Origin of the sequence: Paenibacillus alba, from assembly GCF_013204855.1 — a bacterium.
In the GTDB taxonomy this organism is placed as follows: Bacteria; Bacillota; Bacilli; order Paenibacillales; family NBRC-103111; genus Paenibacillus_E; species Paenibacillus_E alba.
Genome location: NZ_JABMKZ010000004.1, coordinates 186,981 through 201,293, shown reverse-complemented (window position 1 = coordinate 201,293; position 14,313 = coordinate 186,981). Strand labels below are relative to the sequence as shown.

The 14,313-nt window shown below is 45.1% G+C and carries 10 protein-coding genes; 6 read left to right on the top strand and 4 right to left on the bottom strand.

All coding sequences use genetic code 11. The features are described 5' to 3' along the window. Nucleotides 1-107: 107 nt before the first annotated feature. The 5 genes from HQN90_RS07880 to HQN90_RS07860 all read left to right on the top strand — a co-directional run bounded on the left by HQN90_RS07880 (nucleotide 108) and on the right by HQN90_RS07860 (nucleotide 8,266). A complete protein-coding gene (locus tag HQN90_RS07880) occupies nucleotides 108-1,301 on the top strand; it encodes an acyl-CoA dehydrogenase family protein (RefSeq protein ID WP_173217229.1) in 1,194 nt (397 codons plus the stop codon). A gap of 23 nt (nucleotides 1,302-1,324) precedes the next feature. Next, the gene (locus tag HQN90_RS07875) at nucleotides 1,325-2,656 is read left to right on the top strand and encodes an ABC transporter substrate-binding protein (protein WP_173217228.1); all 1,332 of its coding nucleotides are present in this window, start codon (nucleotides 1,325-1,327) and stop codon (nucleotides 2,654-2,656) included. A gap of 74 nt (nucleotides 2,657-2,730) precedes the next feature. Beyond that, complete coding sequence (locus tag HQN90_RS07870; protein WP_173217227.1) at nucleotides 2,731-3,645, top strand: carbohydrate ABC transporter permease; 915 nt, start codon at nucleotides 2,731-2,733, stop codon at nucleotides 3,643-3,645. A gap of 8 nt (nucleotides 3,646-3,653) precedes the next feature. Then, nucleotides 3,654-4,499, top strand: a complete 846-nt coding sequence (locus HQN90_RS07865) for a carbohydrate ABC transporter permease (protein ID WP_173217436.1) — start codon at nucleotides 3,654-3,656, stop codon at nucleotides 4,497-4,499. Nucleotides 4,500-4,759: 260 nt separating this feature from the next. Then, nucleotides 4,760-8,266: a hypothetical protein gene (locus HQN90_RS07860; RefSeq protein ID WP_173217226.1), complete on the top strand. Its 3,507-nt coding sequence runs from the start codon at nucleotides 4,760-4,762 to the stop codon at nucleotides 8,264-8,266. Between the two features lie 7 nt (nucleotides 8,267-8,273). Here the strand turns inward: HQN90_RS07860 and HQN90_RS07855 are convergent, their stop codons facing one another. Beyond that, nucleotides 8,274-9,665, bottom strand: a complete 1,392-nt coding sequence (locus HQN90_RS07855) for an MFS transporter (protein WP_173217225.1) — start codon at nucleotides 9,663-9,665, stop codon at nucleotides 8,274-8,276. Nucleotides 9,666-9,778: 113 nt separating this feature from the next. On the opposite strand from HQN90_RS07855, the gene HQN90_RS07850 reads away from it, so the two are divergent. Further along, nucleotides 9,779-10,666 (top strand): LysR family transcriptional regulator, encoded by an 888-nt coding sequence (locus HQN90_RS07850; RefSeq protein WP_173217224.1) that lies wholly within the window; start codon nucleotides 9,779-9,781, stop codon nucleotides 10,664-10,666. 59 nt (nucleotides 10,667-10,725) lie between these two features. On the opposite strand, the gene HQN90_RS07845 is transcribed toward HQN90_RS07850, so the two are convergent. The 3 genes from HQN90_RS07845 to HQN90_RS07835 are packed head-to-tail and all read right to left on the bottom strand — an operon-like array spanning nucleotide 10,726 to nucleotide 14,209. Beyond that, nucleotides 10,726-11,811 (bottom strand): Ger(x)C family spore germination protein, encoded by a 1,086-nt coding sequence (locus tag HQN90_RS07845; protein ID WP_173217223.1) that lies wholly within the window; start codon nucleotides 11,809-11,811, stop codon nucleotides 10,726-10,728. Next, complete coding sequence (locus HQN90_RS07840) at nucleotides 11,808-12,869, bottom strand: GerAB/ArcD/ProY family transporter (protein ID WP_173217222.1); 1,062 nt, start codon at nucleotides 12,867-12,869, stop codon at nucleotides 11,808-11,810. Before HQN90_RS07840 ends, HQN90_RS07845 begins: the two co-directional genes overlap by 4 nt. Then, nucleotides 12,866-14,209 (bottom strand): spore germination protein, encoded by a 1,344-nt coding sequence (locus tag HQN90_RS07835; RefSeq protein WP_173217221.1) that lies wholly within the window; start codon nucleotides 14,207-14,209, stop codon nucleotides 12,866-12,868. Before HQN90_RS07835 ends, HQN90_RS07840 begins: the two co-directional genes overlap by 4 nt. Nucleotides 14,210-14,313: the final 104 nt, after the last annotated feature.

Here is a 14,313-nt window from a genome sequence, read left to right as displayed (position 1 = left end):
TCACAAAAAACGTATCGGTTTTTTCTATGTTGGTTTGGAGGAATCCGGTATATACTCGATTTAATTCCTAGTATTCACATGTGTTTATAAGTGGAGGGCAGTAAGAGATGACTAAGAACGTTAGGTTTGACTTGTTTATTCGCAACGAGCGAGAGGCTGAGCTTGCTGAACGCTCGGACCGCTTGGCTGCTCGCTTCGTTGAGCGTTCCGCACAGCATGATACAGAGGGAAGCTTTCCGTTCGATAATTTCGCTGATCTTCGTGAAGCCGGTTACTTGCAGTTGACGGTGCCGCGCGCTTACGGCGGAGAAGAAGCGTCGCTGTACGAATTGGTGCTTGCCCAAGAACGGCTTGCGCGAGGCGATGGCTCAACGGCGCTTGCTGTGGGCTGGCATGTTGGCCTGCTGCATCAGCTGCGCTTTACGAATGCTTGGCCGGCATCGTTGTACGAACGATTCTGCCAGGAAGCGGTGGAAACGGGGGCGCTGGTTAATCATTTGGCATCTGAGCGAGCAACCGGCAGCCCAAGTCGCGGAGGAAGACCGGAAACGAAGGCCGTTGCTGCTGAGGGCGGCTGGCTGCTGAGTGGACGCAAAACGTACAGCACGCTGAGTCCGATCCTCACTTGCTTTACCGTTTCGGCGGCGATTGAAGGCACAGAGGAGACCGGAGATTTTTTCGTTCGTGTCGGACCCGGAGTTCGCGTGGAAGAAACGTGGAATACCCTTGGCATGCGAGCGACGGGGAGCCATGACGTAGTGCTGGAGAATGTGTTCGTTCCGGAAGACCAGGTGATTCATCTCTCAGGGGCGCCTCGCAAGGAACGAACACCTGACGAAGGGGGCTGGCTGCTGCATATTCCTGCTTGTTATATCGGGATTGCGTATGCGGCGAGGAGCTTTGCGATTCATTTCGCACAGCAGTATCGACCGAACAGTTTGACCACACCGATTGCTGAACTGCCGAATATTCGTCGGCAAATCGGGGAAATGGACATCGCGCTTACAACGGCGCGTACGGTGCTCTACTCGGTGGCTGACAGGTGGGATCGAGAGCCAGAGCGGCGCGCGGCGCTGAAGCCAGAGCTGGGACTCGCTAAACATGTAGCGACGAATCATGCAATTGCGATTGTGGATACGGCGATGCGCATCGTCGGTGCTGCGAGCTTGTCGAGGAGCCTGCCGCTAGAGCGGATGTACCGCGACGTACGTGCAGGTCTGCACAACCCTCCGATGGATGACGCAGTGGTCAACGGAATGGCGCAAAGAGCTTTGGATGAAGTAAAGCAGATCATGAAATAGAAAAAAGGGGATGGGAAATCACAATGGCGAAAGCAAAAATAACAGGTTTAACAGTAGCTTTGAGCACTGTCATAGCATTGACAGGGTGCTCTAGCGGTACTTCCAGTGCACCGGTTGAGACAAGCGCTGCAACGGCTGCGGCCACAACAGCTCCGGTATCCAAAGAGCCAGTTACACTGCGGATGACTTATTGGGCTGGCTCGCAGTTGACCGTAGACAGGAACAATGCCGTCGTGCAGTTGTTTCAGAAAGCCTATCCGAACATTAAGGTAGAGGCCGAATATTACGCTGGCGACGCCTACTGGGATAAAATGAGCGTGCTTGCCGCTTCGAGCAATTTGCCGGATGTCATTCGGATGGATTACTCCAAAATCACCAATTTCGTAGGCAAAAATTTGCTTCTTCCACTTGATGATTATATGAAGGACAAAACGATTAATCTCGAAGGCGTCAACCCGATTCATAATGCCGGCGGCCGCTTCAACGACAAGCAATACGGCATCAACATAGGCAACAATGCACTGGTCATGTTCTATAATCCGGAACTGCTTGAGAAAGCCGGTGTCAAAGCGCCAGCTGACAATTATACATGGGAGCAGTATGAGAAGGATTTGCGCACGATCAAAGATAAGCTCGGCATCTTCGGTGACACCCACCTTGCGCAATCCCATTTCAGCGTCTGGCTTCGCCAGCATGACAAGTCTCTGTTCAACAAAGGGCAGGATGCACTTGGGTATGAGGACGATCAGCTCTTCGTCGACTTCTTTAAACAGCAGCTTCGTTGGCAAAAGGATGGTCTCGTGACACCGCTAGGTACAGAGCTGGAAGTGAAAAGCCTGGAGGATGGACCTTTTACGAAGGGACAAACGGCATTCGGCGGATTCTCCTACTGGAGCAACCACGTGGATATCATGGAAAAACAGCTGAAAAAGAATGTCGGCTTAGCTATGTATCCTGGAGATGGCAAAGGGATGTACATTAAGCCATCCTTCTTCCACTCGATTGCCAAATCGTCGAAGCATCCGAAGGAAGCAGCACTCTTTATTGATTTCTACACGAACAACATTGAAGCGGCTAAATCACTTAATGCTTACTTCGGCATGCCTTATAACCCTAAAGTCATTCAGGGTATTCAAGATACATTTACTGAAACACAGAAACGTGTAGTTGCTTATTTAACGAATGTAGAGAAATATGCGTCTGCGATCGATGCACCGGAACCTGCGGCAGGAGCGGAAGTTGCTAAAGTGTACAAAAATATCAGCGATGAGGTCTTGTTCGAGAAAATAACGCCGGAAGACGGAGCAAAGCGATTCCGTAAGGAAGCGAGCGCCATTCTGGCCAAAGGGAAATAATAGCTGCGGAACACGGTGTGGGAGGAAGTTGACTTCTTCCCCGCGGTTCGCTGAAGGAAAGAGGGAAACTTGGCATGGCGCAACCAGCGCGAGCAAGGAAGCTGCGAGATTATCGCAATGCGGCGGGCTATGCGTTCATTTCGCCTTGGCTCATCGGATTTATACTGTTCTCCGTTATACCGATGATCGTATCGCTTGCGCTCGCATTTACGAAATACGATATTTTATCCCCGCCGGAATGGATCGGAATCGATAATTTTAAGACGATGTTCACGGGTGATCCACGCTATTGGAAGTCAGTGAGTGCAACGCTCCTTTTTGTATTCATTGCCGTTCCACTGCGGCTCTTGTTCGCACTGGCTGTGGCGATCCTATTGAACACGCGTTTGAAGCTCGCGGGCTTGTTTCGCTCAGCCTTCTATTTGCCCACTTTAATCGGCGGCAGCGTCGCAGTAGCTGTGATGTGGCGCCAATTGTTCGGTGCGCAAGGCGCGGTTAATTCACTGCTGACAGCGGTGACAGGACAAACCTTTCAGACTTCGTGGATCACGCATCCATCGACGGCTATTTTCTCGCTTGTCCTACTTGCCGTGTGGCAATTTGGTTCAGCGATGCTGATCTTTCTTGCTGGCTTGAAGCAGGTGCCGAAGGAGCTATATGAGGCGGTAACTGTGGATGGTGCAGGTGCTTGGCAAAGATTGCGTTGGATCACACTGCCGCTTCTTACACCCGTCATCTTTTTTAATTTAGTCATGGGAATTATTAATGGTTTTAAGGTATTTACCGAAGGCATGCTTGTAACAGGGGGCGGACCTTTCGATAAAACATTGTTTTACGCCTTGTATTTGTATGAGAAATCATTTCGCTATTATGAAATGGGCTATGGCTCTGCTATGGCTTGGGTACTGCTTGCGGTGATTGCCTGTTTTACAGCCGCGCTGTTCGCAACTTCCCGCAATTGGGTGCACTATGAATCGAGAGGGGAATAGGCAGGATGATGTCCAAACAGCGACAAACCTGGCAAGCGATTCTGCTGCATACCTTCACCATAGGCTTTGCACTGGTCATGATGTATCCTCTGCTCTGGATGGTGTCAAGCTCACTGAAAGATACGAGTGAAATCTTCGTCCATGCGCACCAGTTAATTCCTTCTACGCTCAAATTGGATAATTATACGAACGGATTTAAAGGATTTGCCGGAATCTCGTTTGCCGTTTTTTTCAAAAATTCGTTTATTGTGACGATTTTGTCTGTCTTCGGCACGATCATTTCATCGATCTTAACAGCCTATGGCTTTGCTCGCATTCGGTTTCGCGGGGCGGCCATTTGGTTTGCCTGCATGATGACGACGATGATGCTGCCCAGTGAAGTACTGACGATCCCGCAATATATTTTATTCCAAAAGCTAGGTTGGATTAACACATTCAAGCCGTTAATCATACCTTCCTTTTTTGGCGGAGCTTTCTTTATTTTCCTGCTGATTCAATTTTTACGAGGAATTCCGAAGGAATTGGATGAGTCGGCCAAAATTGATGGCTGCGGATTGTTCGCTATTTTGGCGCGTATTCTTCTTCCGCTGCTGATTTCCCCAATTATCACCGTAGCGATTTTTAAATTTTACTGGACGTGGGACGATTTTTTCAGTCCTTTGTTGTATCTCAATTCGCCCAAGTTGGCTACCGTCGCCCTTGCGCTCAAAAATTTCTCAGATCCGACGATGCAAACCGATTGGGGCGCTTTATTCGCCATGTCGGTCTTATCGCTTGTGCCTGTTGTACTCGTTTTTGCTGGATTTCAGAAATATCTGGTCGATGGGATCAGCACGACGGGGCTTAAAGGATAAGCAGGTTTAAATGACGTATAACAGCTGCAGCTAATGGGTTATTTATCAAGCCCTTGACTGCGGTTGTTTGTCATACTTGGTAATCAGGACTTTTTGTATTTTGCAATCACTCTAGCTTCAATAATTAGGTTGCATAACTTAGAGTGTAATTGTAAGCTATTACCATATATAGATTCATAGTATCAAGTTTAATACCTTGAGCTGTTAAGCTGTCCTGGACACATCATGCGATGAAATTCGATTGAGCGAGGAGGGAATTTGTGATAATAGCCAAGTCACCTACACAAGCAGGACCTGCTGCTGCAACAAGCCTGCAATCCCAAGCTGCTGTAGAAACGAAGGCACAAGGCGTTTCCGCTTCGATATCCGCAGGGATGCCTTTAAGTCCTGCCACGGTTATGCAGTTGCAACGAACCGTGGGCAATCAAGCCGTCATGCAGTTACTGAGGCATCAAAGCAGCCAATCTCCTAGGACATTAAACAAACCGGTAATCAGTCGATCAGCTTCAACTGATGGACCTAAACTGCAGCGTTCCATAGATAAATCCCCAGATCAATATATGAAGGAACAGAGTACGGATATTATTCCAGATCACCTACTAAAAAAATATTTGTACCAATATATGTGGGAAATTGCTATTAATACGGATAAACAGACATTTAAACAAGCCATACTTGAAGCCACGAAACGTTCGCCTGACCAGAAAGCAAACATTCTTGACACCTGGGACCAGCTGCTGTCCGCCTATCATTCTAATGATTTCAATGGTGCCATTGGCATGCTGAATCATCTCATAGAGAAGACGAAGGATGCTTTCAGATTGCCCCTACCACCCGACGATAATAGTAATATTTCTTTAACGAAACAACGTGCGCTGATCGTCCAAGGGGCACATATGCGGGGAGACATGTATGGCGTCGCTGGCGCGTTGGCTATTCGTCCAGACATGAGCGTCGTCATTCTTTCGGATTTCGCGCACTACGGAACGGCTAAAATGATGGAAGGCTTCTATCAAGGGGTGATCGGCGGGAAACAGAATGTCTACATTCTGCATGTACCTAACGCCAAGAAAGAATATAATGAGGGTTTCATTGGCAACAAAAAAAATTGGATAAGCACAAGGGCTGCGGAATTTGAAACTTCAACAGAAGAAGAAAATAAAGAACGAAAGTTTGCTCCGATGGAGATTACGTCAGAAACGAAATTAATTAAGGATAGCTTTGACAAGGACACCAAAGGTTCTTATGCCACGATTAAAGACAAATGGCTGGGTAAAGCTGACATTGAGAAAGAGGCTGAACTCCAAAAATGGCTGGAAGATAAGATGCAAATGCCCCCAGGAGCCTATGCCCTGTTATGGATGAAACAAGGCGAGCTTACACACCCTCATGCACATCACTATACAAGTGAAGGGAGTCAGCAAAAGCTTATTAAGGATGTTACGAAATCAGGAAGAACACCGGTAAATATCGGGGATAAAATGGGCGTGACAACGGTACCGGATTTAACCGAGTTCTGGAATCATCCGGAGTTTCCTTACCAGAATGAAGGACGTAAAGGACAGATTCGCATGCTTCATTATTTGGCTCATTCGGGACAATACGATGTCGTGAGTGTGGGGATGCGCAGCGGGATTCTGGAAGGCCCGGCACTGGTGGGCATGAAGGTTATTTTCATGGAGGAAGAAGGTAATGATCAAGCAGCGAGATGGGAAAATCTCATTGGCACCTTGCCAAATCTCAAACGCGTTATTCTTGATGCACCGCCAGGGCTGGCTGAGAAGAAAATTTGGATTGATAACATCCTATGGAGAAATCATAAGAGCGAAAAACTGGGCGGCATGAAAGTTATTGAGAATCTTGAGACGTATACAGGACTTAAGCACAATGACATCGCTAAAATACTTCTCGACTGTACACACTTGCCGGATGCGGAGAATCCATTGATGGACATGGTCAATGCGGTAAGTAAAGACGAGATTCAGGGAAAAGTTCACTCTTTATTAGAGGCAGCTTTTCAAGTAATGAATGAGGAATATGAACAAAACTGGAAAGAAGAGATGTTGGGTGTTTTTACCGCGGAATCGAAAGAAGGCATGAAAGAAAGCGAAGTTGGGGTGCTCAACCATCTTTTGACCTCCTGGGATAAACCCATGGTAGCAAAAGATCCAGCGGCAGAAGCCGAATTTTGGAAAAGGACGCGCCGAAGCAATACCAAAGAGCCTACCTTTAACTGGGAAGATGAGAAGAGAGATCAGACCCTTGAACGCAAAAACAAGCAGCTGCAAGCGCTGCTGGAGGAGCAAGACCTCAGTCTTGTTATAAAAAACAGAGATCAAATCGCTGAATTTAGAGCAGAGAAGCCAGAATTCGAAGAGACCGCCTTAATGAAAGAGTATAGGGATAGACTTAATAAGGAAATCTACAGGCTTATGGATTTGGCGGTCGAATCGGAACATAAAGTACATTTGAAAACGCTGCTTCTTGAGGATAAAGTAAATTCTCAGCTTGGTACCATCGACTATGAAACGAGGCGGTTGCTTTCTGTAGATAGAGAAGACCCTGAGGTTGTATTTTCTCTTATAGAGGATCCTTTGTCCATCCTTGTGAATGTATTTAAATATGATGAAGCGATCGCTAAACTCATGATGGACAAAACGAATAACAACTTGCTTGCCAGCTATAATCTGATCCGACTGCACACGAAAAACTTTCCTTTTCTTGATGAATTTAAAGATGCAGCCATTTCTAAAGACCCAATAGCCAGCGGCAAGCAGAAGAGTGTATTTGGTTTAATCGACCACGATGACATGGTCATGGGGATTATGAATCGCGATGATAGCTTCAAAATGCTTTGTGGCGAGCTCAGCATACTCCATGATATCAAGCGAATTGATCCTAAATTGCCTATGGTTGAAATTATCGGAATTACCGTACACGGTGACCTTCCGGCAGTTATTATGAAGCGTTATGCCGAGCATTCCAAGGATTTTGTTAAGGTCAAGGATACGGAACATTTTAAAATCCCCAAATACCTGAATGCTTCAAGCATCCACCAAATTATTGAGATGGAAAATAGAATGATAGCGGCAGAGATTCGCATTTCTGACTTGCAATTTCTTATTGATGAGCAAGGTCAAGTTGTTCTTGCAGATCCTGGGGGACTTGTTACGCAATATGCTCCTTCCAAAAACGAAGAAGGTGTCATCGACAACTTATTGGCCACGAACATTGACAAGTTATTCCGAGAAACAGGAGTACAAGACCAGATTTGGGTTGAATCTGAGCTTGCACACCAAATAAGCAATTTGACTAGTAAACAACCAAATGATATCCGAGTGAAATCGATTATCGACATTTTACATAAGAAATATGAGTATAAGATCAACCTAGACAGTTCTTTAAAGTACACTAACTTGGCGACACCAAAATCAGCAAAATCATCACAATCCAAGACAACAAAAGCGGTAAAGAAAGGAAGTACTCACCAGAATTCCGGAGCGTCACAAGTCCCTGCGCCTAAGCAGGGTCGAGTGTTAAGCAAAGATGAGCAACAAATTATGGACGTTTTGAAAACCAAAGCAAATACAGATTATTTGGTTGAATTGCCTGATGGCTATGGGGATAGTGAGATTATACCTATTTTTAGTATGAACACAGTCCAATTTGATATTGCCTGGAAATCATTGAAGGACGATAGGAAAGTTTCCATAACCAAAAAAGGCATTTCACTGAGCACAAAAGAGAAGAAATTACTAACGAAATGATGACCGCCTAAACGGCTGTTTCTTGCAATTCCTCTGACTCCCGGCGCCTCCAACTCATAAGTACCAAGGATAAGGCAATGATCGTGAGGATAATTCCAAGTTCTCGAAATCCCGCGAAGCTGAACGTACCTCCCATTACGATGCTTATGAGCAATGAAGAGAGAATGGCTCCCAGGTTTCTTGAGGTGCTAAATAAACCGGACGCTACACCGATTATTTCTTTGGGAGAGCTTTTGAACAAGGCCGCCTGCATGCCGACACTGTTCAACCCATTGCTGATACCGAAGGCAGCTAATGCCAAACATACGCTGATAACCGGCGAAGTTTGATTCCATGTTACGATCCACACGGACCCGAGTGTCATCAGGATTGCGGACACGAGCAATGCCGGCCTAGGTCCTGATTTATCGATCCATCGTCCTGCTAGCGGAGAAGCAATGAGCGAGCACAAGCCTAAGCTTAACATCAGAATGCCGGTATGGAATTCACTGACATGACGTACTGTTTGCAAGTAGGACGGAATCCCGAAAAAGAGCGCGTAAAAAAGTGCGTTCACGACCATAAATTGGACATTAACCCAAGTTAAAGCTGGATATTTGGCGAATGTCCGCAAAGGAATGAAGGGTGACTTTGTTTGCAATTCATGACGTACGAAAGCCCCCAAGGCAACGAGGCCTATTAGCCCGACAATAACATTCATGAATGAGATACTCCCAGATGATTTTACCGAAAGCAGTCCAACAAGCAGGGCAATGAGTCCCACGGTGAAGAGAATGATTCCTGACGCATCAATCAGAGCCAACCATTGGCGAAAGGACATGCCGCGTGCAACGGATGATGGCGTTTCGTCCTTAGGAATAGTCCTCCAACAGAGTAGAAAGCTTACGACCACGAACGGAATATTGACGAAAAAGATAGCGGACCAGTCCCACCAATGAATCAAAATCCCGCCAATAAAGGGGCCAATGGCTGCCGCACCCGATTGGAAGATGGTCAGAACGGATAGCGCAGTCGCTTGTTTCTCCGTAATATGAATGCGAATAATCGCCATTCCAACTGAAAGCATCATGCTGGTCCCAATAGATTGCACAATGCGGAACACAATGAGCCAACCAAAGTTTGGTGATAGCGGAGCTAATATGGATGAAACGAAGGCTACTACAAGCCCGATAAGAAAGATCTTCTTGCGTCCGAATAAATCGCTGGCTTTTCCCATGACAGGATTAGAGATAGCACTTGCAATATAGAAGGAAAAAATAATCCATGAAACAACTGTAAAGTCAAGATGGAACGCATTTTGCAGTCTTGGAATAGCCACAGAAACCATCGAAGAATTTAAGGGGTTCAAGAGCATCCCCAGTCCAACCGAAATCATCAACCACCTATTGCGAGTATTCATTTTTGCTTTCCCCCTAAGTGTATTAATGATATCGTAATGGAAATCCGATATTTACTCCAACGCATTTTATGTTATGATCTCATTGACTTGAGGGAATGAAAGGAGGGTACGAATTGGAGCTTCTTCAATTGCAATATTTTCTCGCGGTAGCTCGATTGGAGCATGTGACCGAAGCGGCGCGAAGTCTGCACGTTACTCAATCGTCGCTTAGTAAAACGATTCAACGCCTCGAAGAGGATCTAGGGGTTCCACTATTTGATCGAACAGGGAGGAAGCTGCGCTTGAATGCGTTCGGAAGCCGATTCCTCCATCGTGCAGAAAGGGCTTTGTTTGAATTGGAACAGGGAAAGCAGGAGCTTAGCGATCTATCCAGCCCAGAACATGGCACAATTGAATTGGCAGTGACCAATGCAAGTACGCTGCCCAATATTCTTCGAGAATTTCAGAAAAAGCATCCCCAAATCCAGTTTCATGTGCAAATGCTGACCACACAGGAAATGGTGACGCTTCTTCACCGGGGAGAGGTTGACTACTGCTTGTCCTCGCCCCCTCTACATGGGGATGATATTGAATGTCAAACTGTGTTCATCGACCCCATCCTTGTAGCTGTTCCATTGGGGCATCAGCTGGCAGACCGAAGCAGCGTATCCTTAACAGAACTTAAGGACGAAAGATTTGTCGGTGTAAAAAGAGGTTATACGACTCGCGACTTAGTAGACTCTGTCTGCAGCTCGGCAGGATTTGTACCTAAATATGTGTATGAGGGAAATGAGCCAACCCGGCTAAGCGCTCTCGTGGAAGCCGGAATTGGCATTGCCTTCATACCTAGCACGGCAATGAATGCGCGGGAACAGATCCATTATCTCCAAGTTGAAGAACAAGAATTGGTAAGAGAGATTGCTTTATTGCGGCACAAAAGCCGGTACATTTCGCGGGCTGCTCAGGAGTTCCGCGAGGTCGTTTTAGAATATTTTGAGGCGATCTCGGAACAAACAAGTTGATTCAACAATAAACAAGCTGAAACCGTTAGAGTCACGGCGCCAGCTTGTTTATTGAACTTTTAAGACACTGGTTTCTTGATTTTATTCGGAGACTTTAAATAAATACTATTAAGTATAGTAACTTCTGCGGTAATGTCATGCTCCATATTCAAATACCAATGTTGTTTCCAATTTTTAATTTGTTCCTCGTTCATCTTTCTTCGAAAGAGCTGCCCGATGCCAAGGGCATCCGCCCGATCATTTTTAAGCTCAGCTAGTAATTTATCGGCTCTTTTCTCAATGATTTCTTTGAGCTTCGATGCAATCTGTTCTTCGGATTCTTCATTTTTATTCTCTAAAATCTCCACTTTCAACAGAATACGGCTCTTTAATTCAGGTCCTGATGCCGTCCATTTAACGGAGTGTTTAATAGTTGCTTTTTTGATCTTAACACTGCTTTGGTCGGCAACCTCAATGGTGCCTCCGGTATACTTTTCCTGGAATACATTGTAAATCAATACTTCATCAGAAGAAATTTCACCTACCATTTTATTTACACGGACGATGGCGGATCCTTCAAACTGATACAGCGTATCCGTTCCTTTGGTGAGAATCGGAATCGACATGTCTTGCGTGTATGACTTAATATCCCGGTATGCTTCCCATAAGCGTGTGATCGTCGTTTCGGGTGTCCAGCCAGCCTGTTCACTGAAGAAATCATAAGAAGAAAGCTCTGGATTCGCATTTATTTGATGATGGATAACTTCATTGAAGTTCCCTCTAACAATCGCCAGCAGCCCTTTAATCGAAATATCGTTTGCCTGTACCGCGTAATCGATGATATCGCCAAGATCTTCTCTTGCCGTTTTCTCACAGACAAGAAACAGTCGGATATGTAGAAGGTCGATGCTTTTTTCTGATTTGGTTCGAATGTTGTCAATCGCATTGGTGATTGTCGCGGAACTGCTCTCCATATATTGAGAGCCTTGCTTTTGAGGACTAGGGATTTGCAAGATAATTTGGTATTCCTGATTTTTCTCCTTGCATATTCCCATAACAACGGGCATGAGTCGCTTATTAATATCTTTCGTGTCCCAACAACCTGTAAGGAGCGCGCTTAAGGTGCACAGCAGAAGCATAATCGATAGGAATGAGCGACGGATCAAGCAGGATTCCTCCTATACCTCAGACTCATGAGAATGACGGCAAGCGGTATACCAATAATGCTGTAGAAGCAGAGGAGGGTACTCACGATAGTAAATTTCTCCAATGTGTCAATATTATCCAAATAACAGCTGAAGATATAAGATAATATGCCAACGATGAGGACAGCTATCCCCCGTTTTTTTCTTAAAAATAGCTTTTCGATCAGCGTTGCCATCATCCAGAAAGTCACTGCCGCTTCTATCATCGCGATCGCGATCATCGCAATAACGAAGAAAGTAGGGAGCCAATCGAATACAACCCACTCACTGTCAACCGTATCTGATGTCAACACATTCGGATAGCGAAAATAGATAATCGATTCCTGTCCGAAAATGAGCATAGGCACATAAACAGAGAATAGGGCAAACATAAAAAGGATTCCTATAATAGGAGTGACTTGACGCATCGGCAATTTGTGCCGCATCTTAACCATGCCTAAGAATAAGAAAGCGGCATGCACAAAAAAAGCAGAATAAAACATCGGCCTCTTGAAGAAATTCGACCGAGTATCATAGAGGGGAAAGATGTTATCGAAATCGAAATTACTCATCGAGCTTATCAATGAGAATATAATCAAAGGAAGCACACAGATGAACAACAAGATCCCTCCCCTTGATATTGCTTCGTAGCCTTTCCATGCAATGTAAAGGGGAATGACATAGAGTAATACAATGAAATACGTTGGGGTATTAGGCAGTAAAAGGATACTGATTGATTCCATCTCATAGCTGTGGGTAATGTTGGAATTCAAAAATAAAAAGGCCAGCAAAGGAATAAGCAGAAGGCGCGCGATCCAATTCCCTGCTACCATTTTACAGATATCCACAATATCCTTGCCCGGAAAAGCAGAGAGTCCTTTCACATATACCCATACACAACACAATTCAATAAGAAAACCAACAAGAATAGGCTCCCAATGTCCAGTGGACGTTGCTTCAATCATTTTGACAGGATAAATATAAAAATACAACGAGAGGTGAGCGATTACAAACATCGTTAATAGGGCTCTATTGCTCATTTGGATTTCCCTCTTCTAGTGGAGAGACTCAAGTAAGGCACCTCAAACGTTGTAATCGTACCAAGGTAAAAACAAAATAAGGCGATGGACGACATAAGACCCAGGATGCCATACAAAGCACAAAACAAGATTACGACATATTTGTACAGCCGAATGGAGACTGTGTTCATATACGTGCCCATCGTAAAATGCGCTATCGTCGAGCCGGCTACGACAATAATAAGAAAGTAACTGACTAACCTGGCTTGAACGACAGCTTGTCCCAGAATAATACCTCCGACCATCGTAATGGTAGGGCCGATACTTTTGGGAAGACGAATACTCGCTTCGATGACCATTTCAATGATGAACAGCATCATCAACAATTCAACAAGAACAGGATAGGGAACGCCTTCTCTTGAGTTTGTGATCGATACAGCCAACTGGATACGCAAAAGTTCAGGGTTGACAGAATTGAGAACCACATATAAACCTGGCATCGTAATAGCGATGATTAAACTCAAGATACGAACAATCCTGTATAAATACATATACAAGGTGGGTTGATCTTTGTCCGTTTTTACATCCCAAAAGTCCGATATAATCGAGGGAAATGAAAGTGAGAATGGAAAATGATCCAAGAAGATGACCACGCGGCCGTCCATCAAATTGTGTTTGGTTGTGGAAGGAAGCTCAGAAGTTAGATAAGTAGGAACAATACTGTAACTAGGCTGTTTAAGAGCTTTCATCAGTCCTTGCACATCGGAAATATCCATGCTGGCGTTTTCATTCAAACAGTTTTGGATGAGTTGAACGACTTTCGGATCGGCTTGCCCTTCCACATAGAGGATAGCCACTTCACGAGGGAGTTGTGCCCCAAGAGTGTAAGTCTGGACGTATAAATCTTTGACCCTCATTTTTCTGCGAATGAGACTTATATTGGCATACATGTCTTCCGTAAAGGCATCTAATGATGTCTGAATCGGATTTTCCGTTTGAGCTTCCACAATACTTCGACTGCTGTTGATCGAAGAGGGCTCCATCACAATGTTTTCGTAACCTTCTTGGGGGAAAATAATCAGCATGCCTTGTAAGATGGAATTCACGAGCTCGGTTAAGGGGACATTCACCCTTGTTGAAGGGGATAAGGCGATCTGATCGATCAGGTTATCCTTAACATCCAAATGTGCCAACCTGGCTACTAATGTGTCATAAGTATCTTCATAATGAACGAGTGTCCCGAGATAGCATACTTGGATCTGGGCTTGATAAATATAGGCTTCCTTATTTATAAAATCAGAACTATGCTCAAAAACTTGATCAATATAGGCTAGTTTTGCTTCCCTTGTCGAGGTGTTCATCTCTCATCTCGCCTTTTACATGTAATTTCCTCTGGACTTAATATCCTCCATTTGTGTTTCATTTACTCTGAAATTATAAAAATTTTCTTCAACCGAAAAAGGAG

Excerpts from the sequence above, each read along its gene's own strand:
- HQN90_RS07840 (WP_173217222.1), bottom strand. The coding sequence starts at position 12,869 with ATGAGCAATAGAGCCCTATTAACGATGTTTGTAATCGCTCACCTCTCG.
- HQN90_RS07880 (WP_173217229.1), top strand. The coding sequence starts at position 108 with ATGACTAAGAACGTTAGGTTTGACTTGTTTATTCGCAACGAGCGAGAG.
- HQN90_RS07875 (WP_173217228.1), top strand. The coding sequence starts at position 1,325 with ATGGCGAAAGCAAAAATAACAGGTTTAACAGTAGCTTTGAGCACTGTC.
- HQN90_RS07855 (WP_173217225.1), bottom strand. The coding sequence starts at position 9,665 with ATGAATACTCGCAATAGGTGGTTGATGATTTCGGTTGGACTGGGGATG.
- HQN90_RS07835 (WP_173217221.1), bottom strand. The coding sequence starts at position 14,209 with ATGAACACCTCGACAAGGGAAGCAAAACTAGCCTATATTGATCAAGTT.
- HQN90_RS07870 (WP_173217227.1), top strand. The coding sequence starts at position 2,731 with ATGGCGCAACCAGCGCGAGCAAGGAAGCTGCGAGATTATCGCAATGCG.
- HQN90_RS07865 (WP_173217436.1), top strand. The coding sequence starts at position 3,654 with ATGTCCAAACAGCGACAAACCTGGCAAGCGATTCTGCTGCATACCTTC.